Source organism: Kineothrix alysoides (assembly GCF_000732725.1).
Taxonomy (GTDB): Bacteria; Bacillota; Clostridia; order Lachnospirales; family Lachnospiraceae; genus Kineothrix; species Kineothrix alysoides.
This window is the reverse complement of record NZ_JPNB01000001.1, coordinates 951,566-977,492: the sequence shown is the minus strand read 5'-3', so window position 1 is coordinate 977,492 and position 25,927 is coordinate 951,566. Positions and strand designations below refer to the sequence as shown.

The window sequence follows — 25,927 nt, the reverse complement described above, 5'->3', positions numbered from 1 at the left end:
TAATTTATTCTTTTATTCCTCGGAAGCCTCTTCCTGTTCGCTGGCAATCACTGCCTCGATGTTCACGGATACTACATCCTCATCGGACGCTTCCTCTTCTTCCTTCGGTTCGGGAGCGAACATCGCCTTAACGCTCAGGCTGATTTTCTTATCTCCATCATTGAAGTCAACCACCTTAGCAGTTACCTCTTCGCCTACCTTAAGAACATCAGCAGGTTTTTCGATATGATCCTTGGAAATCTGAGATACGTGAAGCAGTGCATCCACACCGGGCTCCAATTCAATAAATGCTCCGAAATCAGTCATTCTAGCTACTCTTCCGGTTACCACATTGCCTACCGCATATTTTTCAGCAGCTGCCTTCCAAGGGTTCGCGTCGTCAAACTTAAGGCTTAATGCAATCTTATTTCCGGAAATTTCTTTAATCAATACTTTTACAACATCGCCAACTTTAAATACCTTCTTCGGATTCTCCACTCTGCCCCATGACATTTCGGAAATATGGAGGAGTCCGTCAGCGCCGCCCAAGTCGATAAATGCACCGAAATCGGTCACATTCTTTACCGTGCCTTCCACTACGTCGCCTTCTTTGATCGTCTCGAAAAGCTTCTTCTGCAATTCCGCTTTTTCAGCAGCGATTAACTGCTTGCGGTCTCCGATATATCTTCTTCTCTTAGGATTGTATTCGCTGATAACAAACTGAATTTCCTGACCTGCATATTTGGACAAATCTTTTTCATAGACATCCGATACAAGGCTTGCCGGAATAAAGATTCTTACTTCTTCCACTACTACGCTCAAACCGCCATCTAAAACCTGAGCAACCTTTGCGGTGAGTACTTCCTTGTTATTAAACGCTTCTTCGATTCTCTTATTGCCTCTGTCAGCAGCAAGTCTCTTATAGGTTAAAAGAACTTGTCCCTCGCCGTCATTTACTTTGAGTATCTTAACTTCCATCTTATCGCCCTGCTTAGCGATTGTTGTCAAATCCACATTGGGTTCGTTGGTGTACTCATATCTCGTTAAAATACCATCTGATTTATAACCAATATTGAGAATAATCTCTTCAGGCTTTACATCAATGACTGTACCTTCTACTACCTCTCCTGAATGTATTGTCTTAAACGATTCCTCTAACATTTGTTCAAAAGTTAATTCTGACATAATTTTGAACCTCCTCAATTATATTATTTGGGGTCGATGCCCCGGCAGTAATACCGACCGGTGAAGCAGCTTTAGGTAGTTCTAAATGCAAGTCATCCAGTGTCTGTATAAAATAAGTGTTCTCACATTCCTTTTTGCAAATTTCATACAGTTTTCTTGTATTAGAGCTGTGAGTCCCCCCTATTACAATCATGGTTTGAACCTGAGATGCAATCTGTTTTGCCTCAGTCTGCCGTTCTTCTGTTGCATTACATATAGTGTTAACAACATTAACATTGTAACCTCTTTTTGAGAAAATTTCAACTAAATCTTTAAATTTGTTGTAGTTAAATGTCGTTTGAGAAACAATACATATTTCTTCGTTTTTCAATACACCATTATTTTTATCATTTACGAAATCTTCCACTTCTTTCTCAGACTCCATGACGATAGTCTCAGTTACCGCCCAGCCCATGATTCCTTCCACTTCGGGATGCCCTGGATTTCCTATGATAATGATTTGCTTTCCCTCACCGCTTTCCTTTTCCACGATTCTATGTATCCGCTTTACGAAGGGACAGGTAGCGTCCACACATTCCAACCCCTGCTTATCGATGAGCTCATAGACCTCCTTGGAAACTCCGTGAGAGCGTATGATAACGGTCCCCTCCGTTATCGTTCCAAGTTCTTCCATATCCTTAATTACCTGAACACCTTTTTCTTCCAGGTCCTTTACGACCTCTTCATTATGAATGATAGGCCCGAAGGTGTATATCTTTTTGCCTTTTTCTATTTGTTCATAAACACTTTCCACCGCCCGCTTCACACCGAAGCAGAAGCCGGCGCTCTTAGCCATAATTACTTCCATCTTTTCAGCCTTTTTCCTTTCACGTGTAAAATTTTTCACATTTCACACAACTCTAAAATAACCTCCGCCACTTCCTCTATTGTCATGGACGAAGAATCCACAAGCACCGCATCCGCGGCCTGACGCAGGGGTGAAATCTCCCTGCTCATATCACGCTCATCCCTCTCCACAATATCTCTTTCTATCTTTGACAAATCACAGTGCTCTCCCTTTGCCGACAGTTCCACAAAACGCCTCTTGGCGCGCACCGAACTGTCCGCCGTCAGGTACACCTTTACGTCAGCTCCCGGCAGAACGCAAGTACCGATATCCCTTCCATCCATTACCACATCCGCACTGTCCGCAAGCCTGTGCTGGAGCTCCACCAGCTTTTCTCTCACATCCTTATTGACACTGCTTGCAGAAGCCATATTCCCCACTTCCTCCGTGCGGATCAGACTGCTTACGTTTTCTCCGTTTAAAAGGACGACCTGCTCTCCGTTCTCATGCCGGATAGTAATATCGGCTTCCTTGCACTTTTCACTTATTTTCTCCTGCTCCCCTGCTCCGATTCCGCTCCTAAGAAGATAAAGCGCCATCGCCCGGTACATCGCACCCGTATCTATATAGATGAATCCTTTTCTTTTGGCAACCATCTTCGCTATCGTACTCTTTCCCGCTCCCGCAGGACCATCTATCGCTATGCTGCAGCCCATCGTAATCATCCTCCTATTCCTATTTCAGGTATTTGCCGCGCTGCTTCCCGCCAGATACCCCGTAGACCAGGCAACTTGTAAATTGAATCCTCCCGTCAACGCGTCCACATCCAGAATCTCTCCCGCAAAATATAAGCCCTTTACCAACTTGGATTCCATGGTTGAAGGATTCACTTCCTTCACTGAGATACCTCCCTTTGTGATAATCGCCTCCTGAAACTCCCGGGTCCCAGTTACCGTCATATCTATATGTTTTATCAAATGAACAAAACGCAGTCTTTCTTCTTTCGTTATTTCATGAATCTTCTTTTCTCCGTCGATTCCTGACAAGCGTATGATAACCGGAATCAGTTTCGCCGGAAATAATGCGGCAAGGGAATTCTTAAACTGTTTATTCTTGTTCTCCTCAAAATCCCTAAGCACCCGCTTATCCAACTGCTCTGCGCTAAGCGCCGGTTTTAAATCCAGATATAGGGACGTATTTTCTTTGCTTTTTCTCCCCGTATAATAACTGCTGGCACTAAGGATCAGCGGCCCGCTCACGCCGAAATGAGTAAAAAGCATCTCTCCGAAACCCTCATAGAATACCTTTTTCCCGTTCTGGCATAAGGCCACCGTTACATTTTTTAATGAAAGCCCCTGAAGTTCTTTACACCAGTCTTCCTTTATTACAAGCGGCACTAAGGACGGATAGCAGGGCTTTATGGAATGTCCCTTTTCCTCCGCCATCCGATGGCCGTCTCCCGTAGAACCCGTGACCGGATAGGACAACCCGCCCGTAGACACGATAACGGCTTCCGCAAGCTCCGTCTCACCGTCCTGCGTCACTACTCCGATTACCCGCTCTTCCCTGGTCACTAACGTCTTAACAGAAGTGTTCAGCCTTATATCCACACCTAACCGATTCAACTGTCTGTGCAAAGCGGCAATCACATCCGAAGAATGGTCTGAGACGGGAAATACCCTCTCTCCCCTCTCTATCTTCGTCCTACAGCCTGCTCCCTCGAAGAAACGAATTGCTGCCTGATTATCGAAACCATAAAAAGCGCTGTATAAAAATTTCCCGTTAGTCACTACATTGCCGAATAAACTTTCCATGTCACAGGCATTGGTCAGGTTACATCTGCCTTTTCCCGTTATATATACCTTTTTTCCAAGCTTCTCATTTTTTTCAAAAAGAAGCACCTGATTTCCTTTTTCCGCGGCCGCGACGGCTGCCATCATACCGGCAGCGCCTCCGCCTATTACGATTATCCTGCTCATAGCTTTTTCTCCGGTCATCACTTTATTCCTTCGTAAGAGGATTATTTAACATAGGCTCCTCATCGATAAAGTTAATCTCATCATTTAGGTATACCTGGTAATTATTCCAAGCTTGTTCCAACTGCTCCAGATTACTCTTCACATCCTTCGGACGCTTCAGGCAGAGAGCTACCACCAGCGCATTAATAACGCTTAAGGGCGCTACCAGGGAATCTACGATAGAAACCATGTCGCTTCTTGCGAACAGATTGCAGGAGGAATATAAATTCATGGGGGAATGCACACTGTCTGTAATGGCAATTACTTTTGCATTTCTGTCGTTGGCAAATTCCATAGCCTTTAAAGTTCTCATGGAATACCTTGGAAAGCTGATCCCCACAATCGCATCCCTCTCCCCGATCCGGATCATCTGCTCAAAAATCTCGCTGACGCTGGTGCTGCTTAAAAGGACTACGTTGCCTCTTATCATATTTAAATAAAAATGAAGAAAGCTGGCTAACGGTTCGCAGCTTCGCATTCCAAGCACATATATCGTCTCGGCCTCTAAAATGGTATCCACCGCCATTTCGAAGGAAGCTCCTTCCAAATGCTCTATGGTATCCTGAATTTTCTCTATGTCGGCGCGCAATACGGAAGTCAGTATTTCCGACTGAGTGCTCTTCCCATACTTCGCTCCGATTTTCTGTACCGTATTCAGCTTGTCCTTAACCCAGTCCTCCAGTTCCTTCTGGAATTCCGGATATCCGTCATAGCCGATGCCCGAAGCAAATCGTACTACAGTAGATTCGCTGACACCTACCGTCTCTCCAAGCTTCGCCGCCGTCATGAACACCGCCTGCTCATAGTGGTCGGTAATAAAAGCAGCAATAGCCTTATGGCTCTTGCTCATTTTCCCATAGCCTTCTTCCATTCTCGATATTATGCTTATGCTGCTGTCATTTTTGCCGCCTGTTTGCTTCTCCATTTATTCTTTCCCTTTACATTCTGACTTCTTTCTTCTATATAAATTATTATTAATATAATTGTTTAAAATCATATCACTATACATATTTATTTCAAAAAGGACCGAAAAGAATCCTCCAGCAGATTTACCGTCTCACTTTCCGGCAAATCGTAATCCCCCGTCAGTGCCATACAAGCCGCCCCATGAATGAATATCCACATCTTGGTGAACATTTCCTCCGGAGACATGCAGCCATACTCTTTCGCATAATTGATTTCTCTCACAACCGCGCCCTTTTTCCCGTTCAGCAAATCATAAAGGCTTCTTCCGTGCCTTTGTTCCGACAAAAAAAGCAGACGGAAGATATTCTTATTCTCTTCGGCAAAACGTATGTAGGTAAGTCCCAAATCCACAAAAGGAATATCGTTATATTTCGGAAAGCTTTCATAGTAGGTCTCGAAATAGTCCACCGCCATGGCAAATAACTCTTCCATAAGCTCTTCCATATTGCGGTAAATACGAAAAATCGGCTGTGTCGAGCATCCTGCCTTCGCTGCCAGTTTCCTCGCAGTCACGTTCTCGTAGCCTTCTTCTTTGACCATTTCAAATGCCGCCTGCAAAATATCACTTTGTACAATTGTTTCTTTTCTTGCCATAACGCATCCTCCATTTGTGAATAACAACCGTTATTATTTTACTATGGATTGCTTTCTCTGTCAATGAAGTGAACAAAAGTGTGCTAAAAGGAAAATCAAAAGAGTTACTGCTCACACAGCATCTTAACACTTGCTGTTAAGATGCGTAAGAACGTGATGCAGGAGATGATTTCCGCTTCGCGGAGCGAATTTAAATGCAGAAATCATGTGTTACTGAGAACGGAGTGAACAGTAACTCAAAAGGGACTGCCGTAAAACGGCAATCCCTTCTTTGCTTTTCATTATTATACAGGATAAGCTGCGTTCTTTGTGTCAGCCTGAGTCATATCGACCTTTTCCTGCTGAGCCTGACGGTATTTGAAGAAGTCAACGGCAACCTGAGGGAAGAGCGCATAAGATAATACGTCTTCATCCTGCTGTTTCCATTCCTTCATTTCCGCTTCGAGTTTATCCAGCTCGTTCTCAATCAAATCGGCAGGACGGCAGGTAATTCTTTCTTCGCCCGGAATAACCTTATCGATTACGGCCTGATTCATCGGTTTTACAGTCTGGCCGTATTCACCGCGAAGTACCGCTTTCGTCTCTTTCGTAGCCATCTTGTAACGTTCTCCCATAAGTACGTTAAATACAGCCTGCGTACCAACGATCTGGGAAGAAGGAGTAACAAGAGGCGGCTCTCCGAGGTCTTTACGAACCTCAGGAATCTCTCTGAGCACATCATAGTACTTATCTTCCGCGTTCTGCTCTTTCAACTGGCTGACCATGTTGGATAACATACCGCCCGGTACCTGATATAATAAGGTCTTGATATCAACGCCCATAACCTTCGGATTGAGAAGGCCGCTTGCCAGCCACTCATCTCTGTGAGGTCTGAAATAATCAGCAATCTCTGCAAGAACGTTCTGGTCATAACCCGTATCGTAAGGAGTTCCCTTGAAGGTCTCAACCATAACCTCAGTTGCAGGCTGTGAAGTACCCATAGCCATCGGAGAGATTGCGCAGTCAATGATGTCTGCTCCCGCTTCTATTGCTTTCATATATGTCATGCTGGCTACACCAGAGGTATAATGCGTATGCAGCTCTATCGGAAGAGAAGTAGCTCCCTTCATCGCAGAAATCATCTTCGTAGCTTCGTAAGGAAGCAAGAGGCCTGCCATATCCTTGATACAAATGGAATCTGCTCCCATTTCCTCAACCTTTTTTGCCATGTCTACCCAATAATCCAGCGTATAGGCATCGCCCAACGTATAGGACAAAGCAACCTGTGCATGTCCTCTGCCTTCTCTTGCCTTTACCTTACTGGTAGCGCTAACTGCTTCCTGAAGGTTCCTAAGGTCGTTGAAGCAGTCAAATATTCTTATGATATCGATACCGTTTGCGATAGATTTCTCTACGAAATAATCAACTACGTCATCCGCATAAGGGCGGTATCCCAAAATATTCTGTCCGCGAAACAGCATCTGCAGCTTCGTATTTTTAAATCCGTCTTTTAATTTTCTCAGTCTTTCCCACGGATCTTCCTTCAGGAAACGAAGAGAAGCATCAAAAGTAGCGCCGCCCCAGCATTCCACTGCGTGATAGCCTACTTTATCCATTGTATCGATGATTGGAAGCATCATTTCGGTAGGCATTCTCGTCGCAATTAAGGACTGATGTGCATCACGAAGAACGGTTTCCACAATTCCAATCGGTTTTTTAACCTGTTCTGACATTTTCTATTCCTCCTATTATTTTAGCTGTCTTACTTCGGATTCCTGCAATTAATTCAAGGTTGCAAGTAAGGTTCCCGCTTCTACAGGTGAGCCTACCGCTGCATCGATGCTGGCAACAACGCCATCCTGAGGTGCAATAACCGGAATTTCCATTTTCATCGCTTCAATAATAACTACCGGATCGCCAGCCTTAACTGCCTGTCCAACCTTCGCTTCAACGCCGCAAACCTTACCAGCCGCGCCGGCTTCGATTCTTACGCTTCCAGCTGTGCCAGAGGGTGCTGCTGCAGGTGCCGGAGCCGCTGCGGGTGCCGGTGCTGCCGCTACAGGTGCCGGAGCCGCTGCTGCTACAGGTGCGGGTGCCGCTACAGGCGCTGCTGCTCTGGGAGCAGCATACGCTCCTGCAGTCCTCCCTTCTTCTACTACTACATCATATACGTTTCCATTAACGGTAATGGTATAATTCTTCATTTCAATCTTCCTCCTACTTATATAATAAGCTCACAATAAAAATTAAATTTTTGTTTAATATACCCTTCTTTTCCTGATGGATCTAACGACGAAGCCATCTGTAGAAGAAGCTCCCGATGAAGCTGCAATCGCTGCCGCGATAGCCGCCACCAGTTCGCGGTCATCGAAGTATTCTTCTTTACTTACGATCTGAGCGATCGCGTTATCCGGCTGTCTGCCTGCTTCCGGCTGGTCCGTGAACGCAGCCTTGATCTTCGGAACGAATCCGGAACGAGATTTGGCAAAACCAACGATCAGAAATACTACGAATGCTGCTCCAAGAACGACTAATACAACAATCGTACCGGTCTTGGCCCATTCACCCACGGGGCTGATAGGAGTCGTAGTAATGCTGACGAGATTATACGTTTCGTCCATGACGATTTTTACCATCGCATCGCTCTTCGTACCTTCTACCTTAACATTCGCAACGGCGCCGTCAGCCGTAAGCTCTGCCGTATGTTCCAATATCTTTACATAACTACCCATATCCTCAAGCGCAACCGTCCAGCTGTCGAGAGCCGCAGCAATTACTGCGTTCGATGCATACTGGGACTGCATATTCTGAGCACAGACCGTAGCGATGGACTCCACGAGCTGATCCCCGTATGCCGCAACCTCTTCTTCTGACACCTCAGGAACCGCTGCTGTAGTCTCCGCCGCCTCAGCCGATAGATTCACGCCGAAGATGCAGGTAATCATACCTAATACTAATAACCATTTTTTCATATTAAGTATCCTTTCTAAACTGTACCATGTTTTTTAGCCGGACGATCTTCATGTTTTGTATATAACATTTCGAAAGCGCCGATTATATATTTTCTCGTCTCGGAAGGTTCGACGATCTGATCCACATATCCTCTGGCCGCCGCGCCTGCTGCGCTGGTCTGAAGCTTCGCATATTCCTGTGCACAAGCATCAATTGCCTCGGAACCTTGTCCATCACAGATAATCTTTGCCGCCAGCTTCGCATCCATCGTTCCGATTTCAGCATCCGGCCAAGCCATCGTGATGTCTGCGCCAAGAGCCTTGGAGTTCATTGCAACATATGCGCTTCCAAAAGCCTTCTTCGTTATAACGTTCACTTTAGGTACCGTTGCATTTGCAAACGCGTATGTAAGACGCGCTGCTGCTTTTGCAATCTTCTTCTCTTCGCATTTGCTGGAAGCAAAGCCCTTTACATTCGTAAGAGTCAGTACCGGAATATCGAAGGCATCACAGAAATTAACGAAGTCTGCCGCTTTATCACAACCCTTTGCAGACAATACCGCATCGAAGCTCTCTACCGACTTTCCTTCTGCATCAAAAACCTCTGTACGGTTGGCAACAGCGCCTACGGTCGCTCCGTTCAATTTGATGAAACCGGTAACCATATCCTTTGCATAATTTCTCTTCGTCTCGAAGAAAATACCATTATCTGAAATCTGGGAAAGAGCGATAGAAGTATCACCAGCACAGTTTACAAGTTCTTCACATGTTCTGTTCAAATCGTCCATGCACTCGTCGAAAGACATGTTGTCTTCATTACTCGCTGGAAGAATAGAAACAAGTTCTCTGATCTGTGCAAGAACGCTCGTTTCGTCCGAAACCACGTCCACGATGCCGGCCTCTTTGCTCTGGAATACTGCGGAAGAAGTGTCACATTTAGAAATTTCATTGTCGTCGATTGCATTAGGAGCATTCACGAATAATTTTCCGCTCTTCTCCTCCATAAAAGTGAAATCAGTCAGCGTGGGAATCAGTGCGAGTCCGCCGCCGCAAGTTCCAAAAATAGCTGTAATCTGAGGAATTACTCCCGATGCGTTCACCTGCTTCATGTAAATCTCTCCGAAACCGTTTAAAGCATCCGTAGCCTCCTGCAATCTAAGTCCGGCAGAATTAATCAAACCGATAACAGGCGCACCCGTCTTCATTGCCAGATCATAGAGGTTCGCAATTTTCTTCGCATGCATCTCGCCAACTGTTCCGTTCAACACGGAAACATCCTGACTGTAGACATACACAAGATTGCTGTCAATTACTCCGTAACCGGTAATCACACCGTCAGAAGGAGTTTCTGTCTGTTTCAAATTGAAATCTGTCGCTCTTGCCATTACAAGTGCTCCTATTTCAACGAAACTGTTTTCATCGAGTAAAGTTTTGATTCTTTGACTCGCTTGTGAAGTAGTACTCATCTTTTCAGTCCTCCATTTTATATTAAATAAAAAAAAACAATTTAGCAGGGAATTCCTTCCCTATAATCATACTGTAGTAGTATAACACAAAAAGAATTTTTATCCTAGAATAATTTTGAAAATTTAGCAAATTTTCCAGTAATTTTGTAACTGTTTACACAGTAGTTTAACACTTGCTGTTAAACTGCGTAAGAACGTGATGCAAGAGATGATTTCTGCTTCGCGCAGCGAATTTAAATGCAGAAATCATGTGTTACTGTGAACGAAGTTAACAGTAACACAATTTTATATTGCATATAAAGTCAATATATATCGCAGTATCCACGGAAAATCCATGGAGAGAACCCCGGATTTTACTACGATCGGATATTCCTTTATTAGCTCCTCACTGAGGTAATAACTTACTTCTCCCACCCTTATTCCTTCTGCCACAGGCGCTTTCAATTCCTCCGGTAAAGTCCGCTTCACTTCTACCTCTTCATCCGCCCTGAGAAGAAGGTTCAACTCCTTCGTATCGTCCCCCTTTATTTCTAACTCCGTATATGCTTTCCCATAGGGCTTGCCGTTTTCCGGGACCCCACCTTCCACCCAAAGAGGGGCGAACGTCACCGGTTCATATACGTTGCGGTATTCATAGTTTTCTAATCCATAGGCCATCAACTTTTTTGTATCGCTCCATTTATAGCTCTTGTTATTCGGCCAGCCACAAGCCAAAAGAGCTACGATAAAGGTCTTGTTGTCCTTTTTCAGCGCTCCTACATAGCAGTAGCCCGCATTGTTGGTAAATCCGGTCTTTCCTGAAAGAGCACCATCCATCATAGACAGAAAGGCGTTGTGATTTGTACAGGAATAGCTTCTCTTTCCTTCCGCATCGGAAAAGGAATAGCTCTGCGTCCTCGTTATCCGCAGAAATTCCTCACTCATTTCAGACTCTCCGATGCAGTACTTCATAATGCGTGCCAGATCACTGGCCGTGGTAGAATGAACCTTCGCCTCTCCTGCCTCATCCATCGACGTGGCGTCTAATCCGTTGGGCGTAATAAAAAAGGTATTCTCACAACCTATGTCCCTCGCCTTTTTATTCATGATCCCGGCAAAGCCCTCCACGCTTCCTCCGATATACTCTGCGATGGCTACTGCCGAATCGTTATGCGATTCCAGCATCAGGGAATATAATAAATCTTCCAGCCTGAAATGCTGCTCGGCACGCATGCCTAAATGGACCTTGGGCTGAGCCGCCGCATATCCGGATACCGTAACGATATCTTCAGGATTGCCGTTTTCAAGGGCGATGATACATGTCATTATTTTTGTTGTGCTTGCCATCGGCATAGCCTCATCCTCATTCTTGCCAAATAAAACACGCCCGGAATCTGCATCCATAAGGACTGCCGAACGGGCGTATAGCTTTATGTTTGTACTATTTTCTTCTTCGTTTCCTTCTTTTGCGAGGGCATGGCTTCCACACGCTAATACCGCTGCGGTCAGATAAAGCGCCGCTATCACAAGATAAACAAACCGTTTATATTTCCTCTCCACTTTCTTCATATGATTTCCCGATAAACCTTCATCGTCTAAATATATGCCGCCGGAGGGCAAAATAGAAACGCACTTAAATATCCAGTTGAAGCTGTACTTCCGCCTCCGCCTGCTGCTTGAACTCCTCCATCTGCACTGAATTCAGCTCCGGAAGCTCTCCCAGGGATTTCACTCCAAAGCTTCTCAAAAATTCCTCCGTGGTACCGAATAAAAGCGGTCTTCCCGGCGCGTCCAGCCTTCCAACCTCCGTCACCAGATTGAATTCCACGAGACGGTTCACCGCATGGTCACAGCTCACGCCTCTGATTTTCTCAATTTCCAGTCTGGTCACCGGCTGCTTATAGGCAATGATCGATAAAGTCTCAAGGAGAGTGTCCGTAAGTATGAACCTCCTCGGTGTCTTAGCTATCTTTATAAGATATTCATACATATCGGGCTTTGTACAAAGCTGAATGGAGTCCTCCAGCTCTATGAGCGTTATTCCCCTGTTATCCTTCTCATATCCTTCCTTCATTCCTGCCAGAATCTCTTTCGTCGTCTTAACATCCTCTTCTATGGTCTCGGCGAGCCTCGCTATCTCCACTGAATCTCCCATCGTAAAAAGAATGGCTTCTATAATCGCTTCCGCACTCTGTCTCTCCAATGTTCATCCCTATCTTTCACAATTTCCCTTATATCGCATAACACTATATCCGCTTTTATGTATTATATGGCCTCTGCCAACAGCTTGGACGTAATAATAATGTCGTCACATATATCCTGCTGCTCGATGTCGATCTGCCCTATCTTCATCATTTCCAGTATGACAAGAAAGGTCACTATGATTTCCATCTTGCTCTTCTGCTTCTCCAAAAGCTGTCTGAATCCGAAGCGCTTATGGCTTTTCACGTATTCTATCACATATGCTGTCTTCATATCCATATCGATTTCATCTTTTTCAATTTTCCCAAAGGTACTTCTGACAGGATCGATCTTGTCCTCCTGCCGCTTGATCATAAACTGAAAAATTTCGTGCAGCTTATTCAAATTGACATCCGCAAGCAGGGACTCATAGTCCACCGGCTGTCTGTAATCCGCCACTTCCCTGGGCAGATGCTGCTGTCTGTAAAGCGCACGCTGGGCGTCCATCTGTCTGTCCTTCAATTCGAAGGACATATATTTATACATCTTATACTCCAACAGCTTCTGGACCAACTCCTCACGGGGGTCCTCCTCCTCGCCTTCCTCGTTGATTTCCTTAGGCAGGAGCATCCTGCACTTAATGTCAATCAACGTTGCCGCCATAACGAGGAATTCGCTCATTACGTTCATATCTTCGGTTTCCATATTCTTGATATAATCCAAATACTGCGCTGTTATCTCCACAATCGGTATATCGTATATGTCCACCTTATTCTTATCAATTAAATGCAAAAGCAGATCCAGAGGACCTTCAAATACTTGCAGCTTAACCGGAATTGCCATATTCCACCCCAACTTTATAAATCTTGTCCGTTCAAAAACCGTATTTATTATTCTACATAGAAATTCCAATAATTTCAAGTATAATCATCTGATACCGCATGCCTATTTTCCACACAAATCAATAACGATAAGCTCTCCCGGATTGAATATCCTAACGGGAATCGTGTGCATTCCAAGTCCCCTGCTCACCACCATCACGGAATCATCTTCCATGAACAAACCACCGTCATATTTAGGGAAAAAACGGACCATCGGAGAAATTACCCCTCCGAGCCACGGAAGCCTCATCACTCCGCCATGCACATGTCCCGCCACAGTAAGGTCCGCTCCCCATTTTACATACTCTTTAAAATAATCCGGGTTATGGGCGATCAGAAGTCTAAAAGCCCCATCTGTATTTTTTCCGAAAAGGCGATCAATATAGCCTTCCTCCATAGGAGTTTGCCGGAACCTCTTATAATATTTTTTTTCTATCTCCAAACCACAGATTTCCACATTGATATCAGAAAGATAGACTTTGTCGTTTTCCAAAAGGCGGATGCCGCATTTGATCAGCTTCTCCTTGTATTCCTCATACAAATCATCGTAAGCCTCTTTATATGTCTTAATCCGGTATTCATGATTTCCGTTTGCATAAAAAACGGGATATTTCGATGCCAGACAACCCAAAAACTCCACTATTTCCTCGTACTTTGTCTTCTTCTCAGCAGCTGTCACCATATCTCCTGCAACCAGAATAAAATCCGGGGAAGCCTCCTCTACCGCCTTTATCAAATCTTCATTCTTATGCCCGAAACATTTATTATGCAGATCCGACAACAGAACGATTCTACTCTTTTTTAAAACCTTCTCTGAACATATCACATATTCTCTCTTCACAAAACGAGTGCTGTCATAAATAATCGATATGACAAACGCCATGAGAAGCGCTATTTCAAGCACGCGTATGATCGTTGATCCCATCTCCGGCATCTCATTCCTCCGTCTATCAAGCCTTTTGCCGGTATTTTTATACCAGTTATTCCTTAGTGTACCACATTTTTTTGATTTATAAAAGGAAATAACGAATCGTCTTTATCACATAGTCTTTATATCCCGCTTTATCCACCGCCTTGGCCGCAACGATGGATATGCTTCCTATCCTCTGTCCGCCCAGCTGGTAAACCGCTTCACCGATTGCCTGCCCTTCCGTTATCGGAGCTTCTATCTGAGCCGGAAGGCTGATGGTCTTTTCGATTTCTGTCAGGTTATTGCCCTTGGTATCCAGATATCTGAACTCTCCGGCATAACTTAAGTTTACGGTATCATCTACGCCGCCTTTAATAATCTGTGCAGGCAGGGTATCTTTGTTCTCATCCACATAAATGTTGCTCACACTATAGCCGTAGTTAAGCAGCGACATCGCATCCTGAAATCTTATCTTATTATCCGGAGCCGCCATAACTACCGCAATCAATTCGATGCCGTCCTTATTGGCTGTTGCCGAAAGACAGTATTTCGCCTTGTTCGTGGAACCGGTTTTCAGTCCCGTAGCCCACTCGTACTGCTTTAAAAGCTTGTTAGTGCTGGACAACGTAAAAACGGAGGTCCCCTGCCTCGTCACATGAGAAATATCCTCCATCCAAATCTGTGTATAATCCAGCACCTCGGGATACTTGGTTATAAGCTCCTTCGACATAGTCGCCACATCTCTGGCTGAGGTATAATGGGTATCCGAATCGGAAAGCCCGCAGCAATCCTCAAAATGCGTATGATCCATACGGAGTTCCTCCGCCCTCTGGTTCATCAGCTTAACGAATTCGGACTCGCTTCCCGCAATGTATTCTGCCACCGCCACACAGGCATCGTTTCCCGACGCTACAGCAATGCACTTTATCAGGGTCTCTAAGGTCTGTACCTCTCCCTCTTCCAGGAACACTTGGGAACCGCCCATGGATTTGGCATACGCGCTGGTCATAATCTGATCGTCCAAGTGTATTCTTCCCGACTTGAGATGATCAAAAATAACCAACAGCGTCATAATCTTTGTTATGCTGGCAGGGCTCCTTTCCGCATCCGCCTCCTGTTCGCAGATGATCTGCCCCGTAGAAGCTTCTATCAATATGTAAGAAGGCGCGGACACCTCCGGCACCGCCCTCGCGTAAAGTATGGAGGAGAAAAACAAGCAGATACTGAACCCGTAGCAAATAGCAGCTTTCACCAATTTCTTCACAATACACACTCCTGTCAGGTGTTCTACTACTATAAATATAAAAAAGCGATTCCGTTTAGAACCGCTTTTTAATACCATCTCGCTTTAAAGTTCTGATATTTATCCACCCATCTGTCCCTTTGCCCGCGTATATCGATGCGAAATGCACGGGTCAACTGAACAATATAATCCACAGTGACGACAGCAAGTATCACTCCGCATACGCGGCTTCCCATGGAAAAACTCAGGCCGTCGATAAAACCAATCACTTTTGAATGCAGGAAAGTGATGATGAACACCGCATACAAGCCCCAGGCAGCCGTACTTTCCAGACATACGATACCTTTATAATTATATGGTTTATGGTTATAATCCCACCAGACTTCTCCGAACAGCTTAAGCATGAGCTTTCCAACCAAAAACTCGAAAACCGTCGCCATTACGGCTCCCGCCAAATACAATTCAAAAAAATGACCGTTTAACGGATGGAGTATAGCATATCCTATCACTGCGCCAAAGCCGTAAATCGGACAAAAAGGACTTTTTGCAAACCCTCTGTTCGTCAACTTCTTGTTGCACAATGACATATAAATGGATTCTACCAGCCAGCCAAGCATGCTGTAGATGACGAATGCCAAAACAAGATGATAAATATCCGTTCCTAGTATTTCTCTTGTCCACATATCGAATTCCCCGCTATGAAACATATCATAATTTAGCAAAAGTGTACTTCGTCCACTCTCGCAGTCAATGTTTGGCAACGCAGCTTTTGTTACGCGTAGCTGCGCATCCATTTTTTATGTAATAGGAGCATTTTCTTATTACATAACAAAGTCCTTGATTAAAAACCAAGGACTTGTCGCTCACACAATTAATTATATTTACGTTTTCTTGCTGCTTCAGATTTCTTCTTGCGTTTTACGCTTGGCTTTTCGTAATGCTCTCTCTTACGAATTTCCTGCTGAATTCCAGCTTTCGCACAGCTTCTTTTAAAGCGACGTAAAGCGCTATCCAAAGTCTCGTTTTCTTTTACGATTACGTTTGACATTCCTACACCCGACCTCCCTTCAGTCCCTTCCTAGCAACACGACTGATTGGGTTTATTCTATTTACGCACAGATATGCTTGCATATCGTTATGCACAATAATGATTATATCACATTTTTTGGAGCAGTCAACCTATTTTTAAAAATTATTTACGTTTTGAAAATTCTATAATAAAAGAGTAATAAGAAATCGCACAAAAAAGTGCAGGGGAAAAAGTTCGAACGTTCGAACTCGCGGGAAAGGAAAGGTAAAAATATTATGGCAAAGAAAAAAATGGAAACTACAGTTGCAATTGTTGACAATAATTCAACAATGAATCCTCCGGCTGATGTTTACAGTAAGGAAATGATAACAGAACTTAACAGTCACGTAAAAATCATTCGTTCCGAAATGAATAAAATCGAAGGCAGTTTTTCCAAAATCGCTTTTAACCTCTATTGGATTAATGAAAACGGAGCTTTTAAGGCTCTTGGTTACAAAGACGTTTATTCCTTTGCGAAGGCTGAGTTTGGAATTGCCCGTGGTACGGCAAACAACTTTATTAATGTAGTAGAGCGATTCGGAAAGCGCATTGATGGCCACATAAGTGAGCCTATCGCCGATGAATATAAGACCTATAAATCCAGTCAGCTTATTGTCATGCTCGGCATGGATGAAAAAGACCTTGAGAAAATCAACTCCGATATGTCGGTTCGTGAAATGAAAAAGGTTAAAAAAGGGGAGACGGAACAGTCCGAAGGCCGTCACAACAATAGTTCTTCTGATTCTTCCTCTGATGATAATACGGTTGATGTTGAATCGAAAGAAATTAATCGCACTGTCATGATTACATTTAAAAGTCTTGATGATTATCTGAAACACCGCGATTCTCTGGAAAACATGATAAGCCGCAATTTTACCGCCGCAAAGAAAGCGGGTAAGGAATATAAGATTGAAGTAGCTTATACTTGGTAAACCGGATTTTAAAATTTATGAGCTCACCCGTCAGCTGGGTAAATAGCCAGTGGAGGCTGACCACCTACTTATCTACTGGCACAAATAGAAGTTGATAAAGCGTGGTTTCTTCGTAGTAAAAAGGCGGTATACAACGGATTTCAGTTCCTTTCCCACGCTTTTATTATATGCAACCTATCAAACACATATATCAAAAAGTTCGAACGTCCGAACTAGAAAGAATGAGGAAATTAAAATGAAATTATCTTTAAATTGTGGAGTTATGATTTTAGCAAAGAATAGCCGTGTGGGCACTAACGGAAATACTTATTACAATCTTGCTATTTTACAAGATTCAGAAGCCGGAACAATTTCTTGTAGTAAAGAAGTCTTTGAATCCGTAGACCCTATGAAGCCTTACGGCCTGCAATTTTCTTATAATGACCAATACAAATCTTTGTCTGTTAGCGGTGTACTGCTTTCAAACGAAAAAGAATCGGTTTCCAATTCTGATTTGAAAACACCTGACAAAAAGTAGCTTTCCCCCGCAAGCCGTTGCATTTCATCGCATTTGTGGCGGCTTGCTTTTCCCTTAAAGGAGTAATAATATATGGAAATTATTTATTTACATATTTCAGCGTTTCTTCTTTCGTTTCTAATTTTCATGATTTTATACTCTTGATATCTTCATGAAGAATGATTTACTCACGTGGGTGACGTAGGAACCCGCTAACCGCTTGCGGTTGATTAACTCAAACTATTTTCAAAGCCTACATAAGCCAGTGGTCTTCCTTCGCGGAAATGGCGTTTCTATTGCGAAATTTAATAACGTGGCTTCGCTATGTTTTTGGTAACATTCCCATTTAGAAAGGTGGATTATATGAAGAAAATGAAAAACATAACCTTTCGTTCCGTAGCTGTCGTTTGCATGATTCTCTTTGTTTCTCCCCTATTCTCCCTTGCTGTTCATGCAAGTGAAACGGGGGAATATTTGGAAACTGACATGCAAAATGTATCTGATAACAGCGCGGAAGGTCTTGAATCCTCTTTGGATAATGATAGTACGAAATATTCAGAACATTCTATAGATAATGATATCTCGGAAAATAACGAGCAACCTACAGACGATAATAGATTGAACGCGATAGAACTTTGGTTACAGGAAACTGGTGGTAATATTCATGACTTAGAAGAAAGGGTGAATAACATTGAACAATATCAGCTTGATAGTAGTACTCTTTTGCAGAGAATTAATCAATCTATCGACTTATGTGTTATCGGTCTTAATTCGATTCTTGAGAATATGGAATCCCTAGAGGAAAGGAACATGCAAACAGAATCTACTGTCCTCTATAGGGAATCGGTACTTGAAAATATAAATGCGGTATCTGAAAGCCTTACAAAATCAGTAGATAAGATAACCGACTTAGAAAGTGTTACCGTTTCCGGTAACTCCATCATAAGCGATAATATAGAACATAATCGCGAATATGCATTGCAGGCCGATGAAGTAAATTCAAACCGATTTTATATATATGTAACGGTAGGCGCTATGTTATTCGGCATTGTTTGTGCCTTAATAATCTCTAGCTATCTAAAGCGTTAGGGGGTATCACATGGGAATTGAAGAAATTGGCAAAATCTTAAGCCTTGGTATCGTTATCGGTATCGGGTTGGGATTTATCCCTATTATTATAGGTATTGCCATTCGTGGCATCCTTAGCCTTTTTGACAAGGCTATTTAAACTGTTATCAAATGCGCATTGATATAAATAAAAAAATAAAAGTTCGAACGTTCGAACTTGGAAAGGGGTATCTTATGGAAGCTGTACAAACTGCTTTAGTAGCATCACTTACTGATATTGGAAGTGGTATTATGTCTGTATTAACGTTGGTACTTCCTATCGCACTCGGAATCGTTGGTGCGGTAATGGTAGTTATTTTCGGCGTGAAGCTGTTCAAAAAGCTCACGGGCAAAGCTTAAGATTATAAAAACGGTTGCCGTTACTTATAAACAGTATCGGCAACCTATTTTTTAATCAATTTCTATATCGTCATAGATAAGTAAAACTAAAGAATTTTCATTACTACTTTGTAACTCTGTTACTATATGCTTTTTACATTTGAATTGTAAATCTTCTTTGGCTCTTTTTAATACAAGTTCATAGAAATCTTGTATTTTAGGTTTATCAGTTTCGAATAGTTCTGCTGATTGTATTTCGTAATTTTCTAGTATTTTATCAGTAAAAATACATCGTAATTTATTATCATTTGTTTTTTCAATTATGACACCGTCCATATAGTCACATATTAAATTATTGTCCATTTTCAAATACCCCCTTTTAAGGGGTATTTTACCATAAATAAATAGATTATGAAAGGGGTGTTTTATGAAGCCTATAAAGCGTGGATTTATTGTATTTTTAGCATCTGTCATACTTACCACAAGTATTATGTCGGTATTATTTAAACCTATAGAAGCGAAAGCCGCTGTTGTTGCTGTTCCCGCTGTTATTGAAACGGGTGCTGTTTTGTGGAATCTTTTAATGACAGCTTTTGTTGCGGCTGGTGCGTATGGAATCTATGATAGTTATGAATCCCAACAAGATACATTCGATAAATTTATGGATTACGTTGGGGGGTCGGAGGTTCCTGAGGTAGATGATGGACAAATATCTACTAAGCACATTATACGTGCTATTCGTGACGGTGATATAGTGACATTCTCTCCTAAGCCCTCGGGTGAAGAACCACCAGAAGACCCGAAAGATAAAAACGGTTGGAAAAAGTGGTTAAAAACAGATAAATATACTATCGGTGCAAGTGTTGTGGCGGCTGTTGCTGGATTCGTCCATAAAACTTATGAAGACGGAGATAGTAAAATATCACAAGAATTGTTTTCTGTTCCATCGCCCGAATATGGGTGGAATGGTGAATATGATACATCCTCAACTGGCGATATCCTTTTGAATATGTCTGTAGATGATGGTATGAACTATACTCATGCGAGATATTATTTTATTAATTCATATGCGCTTAAGTCATCTCTTAGCAGTACTCTTTATAGATATGCCGTTTATTATAATGCAAACGATAGTTATCCTTTACGTTTTTATCAGGGGGTTTTGGATACTAAAAGTGGCTCTTCTGGTGTGAATAAATGGTCTATGCCTTTAGTATGGTCATATGTTCCATATGCTGGTGGTATTACTATACCGAGTCATTATTTTAGTGAAATTAACCCTGTTGCTTCTTATTCAACGAATATGCCTGTTTTTTCTGATATGGAAGCTATGAGCAAATATTTGAATTTTCGTACCAATGATACGAGTTCTGCTATTAATCCCAGAAAAGAGCCAATTAATTATCCAGATATTGTACCTCAAATAAAAAATATGCTTCTCCCTCTTATCACATCGGATTCGAGCACTGGTCTTATTATACCGCCTAGTATCAGCGCGGATGCACTCGCGGATATATTAGCAAGATTTCAAGAGGAATTATTGCCCTCTTATGGTGTTGTTACTGATCCTAGCACAAACCCAAACCCGAACCCGCAACCTATTCCCGAATATCCCACACCAGATGAACACGTGAAAGTGGTAGAAAAAATTATAAAAGAAGTGGTCAATCCCACTCCGAACCCAGACACTCCAACAGTACCCACACCAAAACCTGAAATTGAACCCACACCTATTCCCGATAATGAAGGAATAGGAACTGACAAAATGACAAAGGATTGGAGCGGAATATTTCCTTTTTGTATTCCGTTTGACATAATCGACTTGTTTCGGGTGTTAGAAGCTACCCCCGTTGCTCCCCGTTGGGAACTCCCTATTCGGGCAGATACATTTCACATCAATTATACATTTGTAATAGATATGGCCGAATTTGAATCTCTTGCAAAGATATTTCGCACTTGTGAGACGATTTTATTTATTTTGGGGCTTGCTCTTATTACGGGAAAGGTAATCAAATGGTGATATTATGATTGCATTTATGAAAGAAATTACAAATGCCCTTTTAGATGCGGTGTATATGGTCATGCCCGTTTCGCCTTTTTCAAGATATATTGATTCACTGGCGAGCCTTCCATATCTTGGTTATTTAAATTGGTTCATACCCGTAAAGAATTTTCTCGCTATCGGCGGGGCGTGGTTAGTATCTATTTTCCTCTGGTATTTTTACGGCATTATCTTGCGATGGTTAAAGGCTATCGAATAGGGGGTATCTTATGATTACATTATATAGTGGCACCCCCGGAAGTGGAAAAAGTTTACACCTTGCGGAAAAATTGTATTACCGTGTAAAGAATTATAACGGTGTTGTTATCGGCAATTTTACATTTAACACTAATCTTATCAAGGGCAGACATAAAGGTAAATATCTATCGATAGATAATGACCGATTAACGCCTAAAAGACTAGAAAAGTTTTCTCGTGATTTCCGTAATCATTATTATAAAGGCAAGCCATTGCCCGAGGGGAAATTTCTTCTTGTAATTGATGAATGTCAAATCATGTTTAATAGTCGCGAATGGCAAATGTCGGGGCGTAGTGAATGGCTTACTTTTTTTACACAACATCGGAAATTAGGCTTTGATATTATCTTAATTAGTCAGTTTGACCGCATGATAGATAGACAAATCCGCTCTCTTATCGAATATGAATTGATACACCGCAAAGTAAATAATTACGGCGCGGCGGGAAAGGTACTCGGTTTGCTTTCTGGTGGCTCTCTCTTCGTTTCCGTCAAAATGTGGTATCCAATGAAGGAACGACTTGGGGCGGAATTTTTTATCGGCAAGAAAAAGTATTTTAACATGTATGATACGTACAAAATGTTTGAAACTGCGAAGGGTTGAGGGAAGGGGACTGAGGGGCCCCGCCCGATACCTTCGCGGTTTCTAATAGTTCGGACGTTCGAACTTGGAAAGGATGGTCTTATGACAAATAAAATGAAAAGGTCTTGTTGTATGGGAAGTGTTGATATTTCTTACTTAAGGCGGTTTGGGGAACTTCCTTTTGATACACTGGAATCGCTTATTACGGGTGGATTCTCCCGCCAAAATGCCTATGCGGTGATGAATCATAATATAAAGATAGTCTGTGATTCTATGCGGGAGGAAAAACAAGCAAAGGAGAAAGAAGCACAGCAACGGTTATTTCGGGATTGCCCCTTTTGCCAACTGCCGCCTACTTGACAATAGCAATAAGTTATAGTACATATTGCAACTAAAATTAAAAAGGGAAAATTGATATGGATTACAACTGTAGGGTTTTTGACTACCCCGCAGGCCAACATGTAACGTTTTATAAGCAGACTATTCACAACGGCGAATTAAAAAACGAAAACTTCAAAAAGACATATCAAAAAAGGGAAAGAACGGAAAAGGAAGAAAAGCACTGCCTTTCCGTATCATTAAAAAATACGAAAAATAGAATCTATCAGATAGCGCGCAGTAATCGTTGGGAATGGTTTATCACGCTTACATTTGACCGTCAGAAAACGGATTCATCCGACTATGACGAGATAGTCAAGAAATTAACTCAATATTTAAATAACTTTCGAAAACGTGGAAAGTGTCCAAATATGAAATATCTAATTGTGCCCGAATTACATGCGGACGGGAAACATTACCACTTCCACGGTCTATTGTCAGATTGTGGCGGTCTGTGCTTCGCCTATAGCGGACATAATGACCGTAAGAGCGGTAAGCCTATCTTTAATATAAAGGATTGGACATTGGGTTTTACCACCGCGACACGGGTTGAGGACACAGAAAGGGTATCATCTTACATCACAAAGTATATCACGAAACAAACGGTTAGCCATCTTAAGAATAAAAAGCGGTATTATACATCACAGAATATAGAGATTGTAGAGCCGGAGTTTTGTATTGAAGATGAAGAAGAATTTCAGCAGATTTACGCTGACCGTATCACTTATTGTAAAACCATAGATATACCTGAAGCACATCAACGGGTGACATATTATGAATTAAGAGATTAATATAGAAGGGGTAGAGTTATGGAACAATGGCAAAACGGCAACGGGAAAATGTGTATTGTCTGCTATCGCTATATAGACAATCAACCTCATGAAGCAATCGGCAAAAATAAAAAGCACATGCATTATGTTCATAGGTCATGTTTACGCGGAAATAACTATCCACCTATAAAGACCTATAACGTGTCAAACTAAACACGGCCTACTGTTACCAGTAACGCCCAAACAAATAAAAAACACTCTGTCAAAGCACACTGCAAAGCTGTGCCCCATTTGATAGGGTGTTTTTTGATTTGTTACTCTTTATTAGGTACACTAACGTTATCATTTTAAAAGTTCGAACGTTCGAACTTTTTCAAAGGGGAAAAAATGAGTGCATACATTAAAGAGCATGAGCGTTACATCATTGAAACCATGTTAAAGGACGGAAAGAATCCGAAGGAAATCGCACAAAGGATTGGAAAGCATTATACAACGGTCTATCGGGAAATCAAACGGGGAACGGTCTTAATGCGTGACGGTCAGACGTGGCTTGAAAAATCGGTATATTGTGCGGATGTGAGTCAACGCATTCAAGAGGAACGGGGACATAACAAAGGAATTGATTTGAAGGTCGGTAATGACTATGCTTTTATGCATGAGGTGGAACGGCTCATAAAAGAGGAGAAATATTCTCCTTATGCCGCCCTTGTCACTGTCCGTAAAAGTGGTAACTTTAAGACTGACATATGTACGGCTACTTTGTATAGTTATATTCACTCGCGTCTTTTTTGGTCTATCAGTGCAAAGGATTTGCCATATCAAAAGACAAAAAGAACGGAAAAGAAAATACGTCATTGTTATCATATGACTGGTGCAAAGAAAATTGAAGAACGCCCAAAGGAAGTAAATGAACGTGAAATATACGGTCATTGGGAAATGGACACGGTCTATAGCGGCAAGGGAAAGAGCAAGGCATGTTTACTTGTCCTTACGGAAAGAATGCTCCGTAAGGAGATTGTAAAGCCGATTCGTGACCGTACCGCAAAGAGTGTTGTAAAGGCACTAGACCGAATAGAAAGGGAATACGGTACACGGCGTTTTCGTTCCACATTTAAGACTATTACCTGTGATAATGGGGTAGAATTTTCTGCACATAATGAAATAGAGCGTTCCTTATATGGAGTAAAGCCGCGTACTTCCGTCTACTTCTGCCATCCCTTTTGTAGTAGTGAACGGGGAAGTAATGAGAATGCCAATAAGCTGATACGGCGGCATATACCAAAGGGAGCAGATATTGCCGATTATAGTGTGGACAAGATACAGTATATTGAAGACTGGATTAATAACTATCCGCGTAAAATGTTTGGTGGACTTAGTGTCAATGAATATAGAAAATCTTTAGCAATCCCATAATCGCGGTAACTGAATATAGAAACCAATAGGCGCGCCCCTCTTCCCGAAGGGAACGCTTGTAAAAGTACGTCCAAAATACACTATGCACAAAAACAGCCATCTATTATCGGTGTATTTTTGTGCATAGTGACAAAACTAATTTATTTTAGCGTTTTATGTTGACATTTTCCAAATTATTTACGTTTAGCATTATTTGTATTGTATCTATAATTTGTTTTGCGACTTCATCTTTACTCATAATCGGCAGTTCTATGACTTTGTCCGCCATAATCAATGTGGCTATGTTGGTATCCACACCAAATCCTGCACCATCCTCTTTTAGATTATTCGCTACTATCATATCTATATGCTTGTTTCGCAATTTAGCTTTGGAATTTTCCAATAAATTTTCTGTTTCCATGGAAAACCCGCATAAAAATTGATTTTGCTTCCGATTATTCCCGAGAAATTGCAGAATATCCTCTGTTCTTTCCAATGGAATCGTCATTTCATAATCCTTCTTTTTTACTTTTTGCTCCGATACAAATGCAGGACGATAATCTGCCACCGCGGCCGCTTTTATAATAATATCCTGCTCCTCATAGCAGTCTTTTACCGCTTCAAACATATCTGCAGCCGTTTCTACTTCTATTACCTTTACAAAAAAAGGCTTTGTTATCTCAGTTTTTCCTGTAATCAGGGTGACCTCTGCGCCTCTTTGCATACAGTGCTTCGCTATCGCATAACCCATTTTCCCTGTGGAACGATTCGTCAAAAACCTTACCGGATCAATTGGTTCCCGGGTAGGGCCCGCTGTTACCAGCACCTTTCTGCCTGTCAGATCTTTTTCAAACGCTGCTTCACGCAGAATATGTTCTAACAGCACTTGCTCCGAAGGCATCTTGCCCACACCGGTATCTCCGCATGCCAGATAGCCGCTGTCTGGTTCAATCACTTCGATACCGTAGTTTCTTAACAATTTTATGTTGTCCTGAACAACGGGATTCTCATACATATAAGAATTCATAGCCGGGGCTACGATTTTTTTGCAAGAACAGGCCATGACCGTGGTCGTTAGCATATCATCGGCAATTCCATGTGCCAGCTTGCCGATAACATTGGCGGAAGCCGGTGCCACAAGCACAATGTCTGCGCTTTTGGCAAGGGAAACATGCTCTACATTATATTGAAAATTCCTGTCGAAGGTATCGATGAGACACTTGTTTCCGGTTAAAGTCTCAAAAGTAACAGGATGGATAAAGTTTGTTGCATTCTGCGTCATCAGAACAGTGATATTAGCATTTAGTTTTTTCAGCATACTTGCCAAATTGGCAATTTTATATGCCGCAATACTTCCACTTACTGCCAAAACAACGTTTTTCCCTTCTAACATGCCGCCCCTTTAC

General features: G+C 42.4%; 29 protein-coding genes. 10 read left to right on the top strand and 19 right to left on the bottom strand.

Annotation, left to right across the window (positions count from 1 at the left end):
- Nucleotides 1–12: 12 nt before the first annotated feature.
- The 17 genes from rpsA to rpsU form a co-directional block, all read right to left on the bottom strand.
- On the bottom strand, nt 13–1,164 hold the full coding sequence (gene rpsA, locus CC90_RS0104710) for a 30S ribosomal protein S1 (RefSeq protein ID WP_031389662.1): 1,152 nt from the start codon (nt 1,162–1,164) through the stop codon (nt 13–15).
- A complete protein-coding gene (gene ispH, locus CC90_RS0104705; protein WP_031389661.1) occupies nt 1,145–2,011 on the bottom strand; it encodes a 4-hydroxy-3-methylbut-2-enyl diphosphate reductase in 867 nt (288 codons plus the stop codon). The genes rpsA and ispH overlap by 20 nt, the downstream gene beginning before the upstream one ends.
- 35 nt (nt 2,012–2,046) lie before the next feature.
- Nucleotides 2,047–2,706 (bottom strand): (d)CMP kinase, encoded by a 660-nt coding sequence (cmk, locus tag CC90_RS0104700; RefSeq protein WP_031389660.1) that lies wholly within the window; start codon nt 2,704–2,706, stop codon nt 2,047–2,049.
- A 24-nt stretch (nt 2,707–2,730) separates the two neighbouring features.
- The gene (locus CC90_RS0104695; protein WP_031389659.1) at nt 2,731–3,969 is read right to left on the bottom strand and encodes a BaiN/RdsA family NAD(P)/FAD-dependent oxidoreductase; all 1,239 of its coding nucleotides are present in this window, start codon (nt 3,967–3,969) and stop codon (nt 2,731–2,733) included.
- Between the two features lie 22 nt (nt 3,970–3,991).
- On the bottom strand, nt 3,992–4,933 hold the full coding sequence (locus CC90_RS0104690) for a MurR/RpiR family transcriptional regulator (RefSeq protein ID WP_031389658.1): 942 nt from the start codon (nt 4,931–4,933) through the stop codon (nt 3,992–3,994).
- 86 nt (nt 4,934–5,019) lie between these two features.
- Entirely contained in the window at nt 5,020–5,568 is a 549-nt protein-coding gene (locus tag CC90_RS0104680; RefSeq protein ID WP_031389657.1) for a TetR/AcrR family transcriptional regulator, read from the bottom strand.
- 284 nt (nt 5,569–5,852) lie between these two features.
- A complete protein-coding gene (locus CC90_RS0104675) occupies nt 5,853–7,280 on the bottom strand; it encodes an oxaloacetate decarboxylase subunit alpha (RefSeq protein WP_031389656.1) in 1,428 nt (475 codons plus the stop codon).
- A 48-nt stretch (nt 7,281–7,328) separates the two neighbouring features.
- On the bottom strand, nt 7,329–7,751 hold the full coding sequence (locus CC90_RS0104670) for an acetyl-CoA carboxylase biotin carboxyl carrier protein subunit (RefSeq protein WP_031389655.1): 423 nt from the start codon (nt 7,749–7,751) through the stop codon (nt 7,329–7,331).
- Nucleotides 7,752–7,805: 54 nt separating this feature from the next.
- Nucleotides 7,806–8,519, bottom strand: coding sequence for an OadG family transporter subunit (locus tag CC90_RS22920; RefSeq protein ID WP_031389654.1), 714 nt, complete (start codon nt 8,517–8,519; stop codon nt 7,806–7,808).
- 14 nt (nt 8,520–8,533) lie between these two features.
- Nucleotides 8,534–9,964 (bottom strand): acyl-CoA carboxylase subunit beta, encoded by a 1,431-nt coding sequence (locus tag CC90_RS0104660; protein ID WP_031389653.1) that lies wholly within the window; start codon nt 9,962–9,964, stop codon nt 8,534–8,536.
- A 285-nt stretch (nt 9,965–10,249) separates the two neighbouring features.
- Nucleotides 10,250–11,512, bottom strand: coding sequence for a D-alanyl-D-alanine carboxypeptidase family protein (locus CC90_RS0104655; RefSeq protein ID WP_035315432.1), 1,263 nt, complete (start codon nt 11,510–11,512; stop codon nt 10,250–10,252).
- Between the two features lie 64 nt (nt 11,513–11,576).
- Complete coding sequence (gene scpB, locus CC90_RS0104650; protein WP_031389651.1) at nt 11,577–12,146, bottom strand: SMC-Scp complex subunit ScpB; 570 nt, start codon at nt 12,144–12,146, stop codon at nt 11,577–11,579.
- Between the two features lie 62 nt (nt 12,147–12,208).
- The gene (locus CC90_RS0104645; RefSeq protein WP_031389650.1) at nt 12,209–12,967 is read right to left on the bottom strand and encodes a segregation and condensation protein A; all 759 of its coding nucleotides are present in this window, start codon (nt 12,965–12,967) and stop codon (nt 12,209–12,211) included.
- A 102-nt stretch (nt 12,968–13,069) separates the two neighbouring features.
- Nucleotides 13,070–13,939, bottom strand: coding sequence for a metallophosphoesterase (locus tag CC90_RS0104640; RefSeq protein WP_242843242.1), 870 nt, complete (start codon nt 13,937–13,939; stop codon nt 13,070–13,072).
- A 76-nt stretch (nt 13,940–14,015) separates the two neighbouring features.
- Nucleotides 14,016–15,179, bottom strand: a complete 1,164-nt coding sequence (locus CC90_RS0104635) for a D-alanyl-D-alanine carboxypeptidase family protein (protein ID WP_031389648.1) — start codon at nt 15,177–15,179, stop codon at nt 14,016–14,018.
- Nucleotides 15,180–15,247: 68 nt separating this feature from the next.
- On the bottom strand, nt 15,248–15,841 hold the full coding sequence (locus CC90_RS0104630; protein WP_031389647.1) for a putative ABC transporter permease: 594 nt from the start codon (nt 15,839–15,841) through the stop codon (nt 15,248–15,250).
- A gap of 188 nt (nt 15,842–16,029) precedes the next feature.
- The gene (gene rpsU / locus CC90_RS0104625) at nt 16,030–16,206 is read right to left on the bottom strand and encodes a 30S ribosomal protein S21 (protein ID WP_016290398.1); all 177 of its coding nucleotides are present in this window, start codon (nt 16,204–16,206) and stop codon (nt 16,030–16,032) included.
- Between the two features lie 257 nt (nt 16,207–16,463).
- Between rpsU and CC90_RS0104620 the strand changes: the two genes are divergently transcribed.
- The 4 genes from CC90_RS0104620 (at nt 16,464) to CC90_RS24810 (ending at nt 18,883) form a co-directional block, all read left to right on the top strand.
- Nucleotides 16,464–17,159: a hypothetical protein gene (locus CC90_RS0104620; protein WP_031389646.1), complete on the top strand. Its 696-nt coding sequence runs from the start codon at nt 16,464–16,466 to the stop codon at nt 17,157–17,159.
- 235 nt (nt 17,160–17,394) lie between these two features.
- Nucleotides 17,395–17,676 (top strand): hypothetical protein, encoded by a 282-nt coding sequence (locus tag CC90_RS0104615; RefSeq protein ID WP_031389645.1) that lies wholly within the window; start codon nt 17,395–17,397, stop codon nt 17,674–17,676.
- Between the two features lie 342 nt (nt 17,677–18,018).
- Complete coding sequence (locus tag CC90_RS0104610; RefSeq protein WP_031389644.1) at nt 18,019–18,744, top strand: hypothetical protein; 726 nt, start codon at nt 18,019–18,021, stop codon at nt 18,742–18,744.
- 10 nt (nt 18,745–18,754) lie between these two features.
- Nucleotides 18,755–18,883: a hypothetical protein gene (locus CC90_RS24810; RefSeq protein WP_278245456.1), complete on the top strand. Its 129-nt coding sequence runs from the start codon at nt 18,755–18,757 to the stop codon at nt 18,881–18,883.
- 290 nt (nt 18,884–19,173) lie between these two features.
- Here the strand turns inward: CC90_RS24810 and CC90_RS0104595 are convergent, their stop codons facing one another.
- Complete coding sequence (locus CC90_RS0104595; protein WP_031389643.1) at nt 19,174–19,464, bottom strand: adaptor protein MecA; 291 nt, start codon at nt 19,462–19,464, stop codon at nt 19,174–19,176.
- A gap of 64 nt (nt 19,465–19,528) precedes the next feature.
- Here CC90_RS0104595 and CC90_RS0104590 point away from each other — a divergent pair, with 64 nt between their 5' ends.
- The 6 genes from CC90_RS0104590 to CC90_RS0104565 all read left to right on the top strand — a co-directional run bounded on the left by CC90_RS0104590 (nt 19,529) and on the right by CC90_RS0104565 (nt 24,542).
- Nucleotides 19,529–21,121, top strand: a complete 1,593-nt coding sequence (locus CC90_RS0104590) for a hypothetical protein (protein ID WP_031389642.1) — start codon at nt 19,529–19,531, stop codon at nt 21,119–21,121.
- 4 nt (nt 21,122–21,125) lie between these two features.
- The gene (locus tag CC90_RS0104585; RefSeq protein ID WP_031389641.1) at nt 21,126–21,362 is read left to right on the top strand and encodes a hypothetical protein; all 237 of its coding nucleotides are present in this window, start codon (nt 21,126–21,128) and stop codon (nt 21,360–21,362) included.
- Between the two features lie 10 nt (nt 21,363–21,372).
- Entirely contained in the window at nt 21,373–22,002 is a 630-nt protein-coding gene (locus CC90_RS0104580) for a zonular occludens toxin domain-containing protein (RefSeq protein ID WP_035315154.1), read from the top strand.
- Nucleotides 22,003–22,083: 81 nt separating this feature from the next.
- Entirely contained in the window at nt 22,084–22,341 is a 258-nt protein-coding gene (locus CC90_RS0104575) for a hypothetical protein (protein WP_031389639.1), read from the top strand.
- A gap of 56 nt (nt 22,342–22,397) precedes the next feature.
- Entirely contained in the window at nt 22,398–23,150 is a 753-nt protein-coding gene (locus tag CC90_RS0104570; RefSeq protein WP_051869283.1) for a rolling circle replication-associated protein, read from the top strand.
- A 366-nt stretch (nt 23,151–23,516) separates the two neighbouring features.
- The gene (locus tag CC90_RS0104565; protein ID WP_031389637.1) at nt 23,517–24,542 is read left to right on the top strand and encodes an IS30 family transposase; all 1,026 of its coding nucleotides are present in this window, start codon (nt 23,517–23,519) and stop codon (nt 24,540–24,542) included.
- A 145-nt stretch (nt 24,543–24,687) separates the two neighbouring features.
- Here the strand turns inward: CC90_RS0104565 and coaBC are convergent, their stop codons facing one another.
- Complete coding sequence (coaBC, locus tag CC90_RS0104560; RefSeq protein ID WP_035315152.1) at nt 24,688–25,914, bottom strand: bifunctional phosphopantothenoylcysteine decarboxylase/phosphopantothenate--cysteine ligase CoaBC; 1,227 nt, start codon at nt 25,912–25,914, stop codon at nt 24,688–24,690.
- Between the last annotated feature and the right edge of the window lie 13 nt (nt 25,915–25,927).

Coding starts and splice junctions, on each gene's coding strand:
- rpsA (WP_031389662.1), bottom strand. CDS start 1,164: ATGTCAGAATTAACTTTTGAACAAATGTTAGAGGAATCGTTTAAGACA.
- ispH (WP_031389661.1), bottom strand. CDS start 2,011: ATGGAAGTAATTATGGCTAAGAGCGCCGGCTTCTGCTTCGGTGTGAAG.
- cmk (WP_031389660.1), bottom strand. CDS start 2,706: ATGGGCTGCAGCATAGCGATAGATGGTCCTGCGGGAGCGGGAAAGAGT.
- CC90_RS0104695 (WP_031389659.1), bottom strand. CDS start 3,969: ATGAGCAGGATAATCGTAATAGGCGGAGGCGCTGCCGGTATGATGGCA.
- CC90_RS0104690 (WP_031389658.1), bottom strand. CDS start 4,933: ATGGAGAAGCAAACAGGCGGCAAAAATGACAGCAGCATAAGCATAATA.
- CC90_RS0104680 (WP_031389657.1), bottom strand. CDS start 5,568: ATGGCAAGAAAAGAAACAATTGTACAAAGTGATATTTTGCAGGCGGCA.
- CC90_RS0104675 (WP_031389656.1), bottom strand. CDS start 7,280: ATGTCAGAACAGGTTAAAAAACCGATTGGAATTGTGGAAACCGTTCTT.
- CC90_RS0104670 (WP_031389655.1), bottom strand. CDS start 7,751: ATGAAGAATTATACCATTACCGTTAATGGAAACGTATATGATGTAGTA.
- CC90_RS22920 (WP_031389654.1), bottom strand. CDS start 8,519: ATGAAAAAATGGTTATTAGTATTAGGTATGATTACCTGCATCTTCGGC.
- CC90_RS0104660 (WP_031389653.1), bottom strand. CDS start 9,964: ATGAGTACTACTTCACAAGCGAGTCAAAGAATCAAAACTTTACTCGAT.
- CC90_RS0104655 (WP_035315432.1), bottom strand. CDS start 11,512: ATGAAGAAAGTGGAGAGGAAATATAAACGGTTTGTTTATCTTGTGATA.
- CC90_RS0104645 (WP_031389650.1), bottom strand. CDS start 12,967: ATGGCAATTCCGGTTAAGCTGCAAGTATTTGAAGGTCCTCTGGATCTG.
- CC90_RS0104640 (WP_242843242.1), bottom strand. CDS start 13,939: ATGCCGGAGATGGGATCAACGATCATACGCGTGCTTGAAATAGCGCTT.
- CC90_RS0104630 (WP_031389647.1), bottom strand. CDS start 15,841: ATGTGGACAAGAGAAATACTAGGAACGGATATTTATCATCTTGTTTTG.
- rpsU (WP_016290398.1), bottom strand. CDS start 16,206: ATGTCAAACGTAATCGTAAAAGAAAACGAGACTTTGGATAGCGCTTTA.
- CC90_RS0104620 (WP_031389646.1), top strand. CDS start 16,464: ATGGCAAAGAAAAAAATGGAAACTACAGTTGCAATTGTTGACAATAAT.
- CC90_RS0104615 (WP_031389645.1), top strand. CDS start 17,395: ATGAAATTATCTTTAAATTGTGGAGTTATGATTTTAGCAAAGAATAGC.
- CC90_RS0104610 (WP_031389644.1), top strand. CDS start 18,019: ATGAAGAAAATGAAAAACATAACCTTTCGTTCCGTAGCTGTCGTTTGC.
- CC90_RS24810 (WP_278245456.1), top strand. CDS start 18,755: ATGGGAATTGAAGAAATTGGCAAAATCTTAAGCCTTGGTATCGTTATC.
- CC90_RS0104595 (WP_031389643.1), bottom strand. CDS start 19,464: ATGGACAATAATTTAATATGTGACTATATGGACGGTGTCATAATTGAA.
- CC90_RS0104590 (WP_031389642.1), top strand. CDS start 19,529: ATGAAGCCTATAAAGCGTGGATTTATTGTATTTTTAGCATCTGTCATA.
- CC90_RS0104585 (WP_031389641.1), top strand. CDS start 21,126: ATGATTGCATTTATGAAAGAAATTACAAATGCCCTTTTAGATGCGGTG.
- CC90_RS0104580 (WP_035315154.1), top strand. CDS start 21,373: ATGATTACATTATATAGTGGCACCCCCGGAAGTGGAAAAAGTTTACAC.
- CC90_RS0104575 (WP_031389639.1), top strand. CDS start 22,084: ATGACAAATAAAATGAAAAGGTCTTGTTGTATGGGAAGTGTTGATATT.
- CC90_RS0104570 (WP_051869283.1), top strand. CDS start 22,398: ATGGATTACAACTGTAGGGTTTTTGACTACCCCGCAGGCCAACATGTA.
- CC90_RS0104565 (WP_031389637.1), top strand. CDS start 23,517: ATGAGTGCATACATTAAAGAGCATGAGCGTTACATCATTGAAACCATG.
- coaBC (WP_035315152.1), bottom strand. CDS start 25,914: ATGTTAGAAGGGAAAAACGTTGTTTTGGCAGTAAGTGGAAGTATTGCG.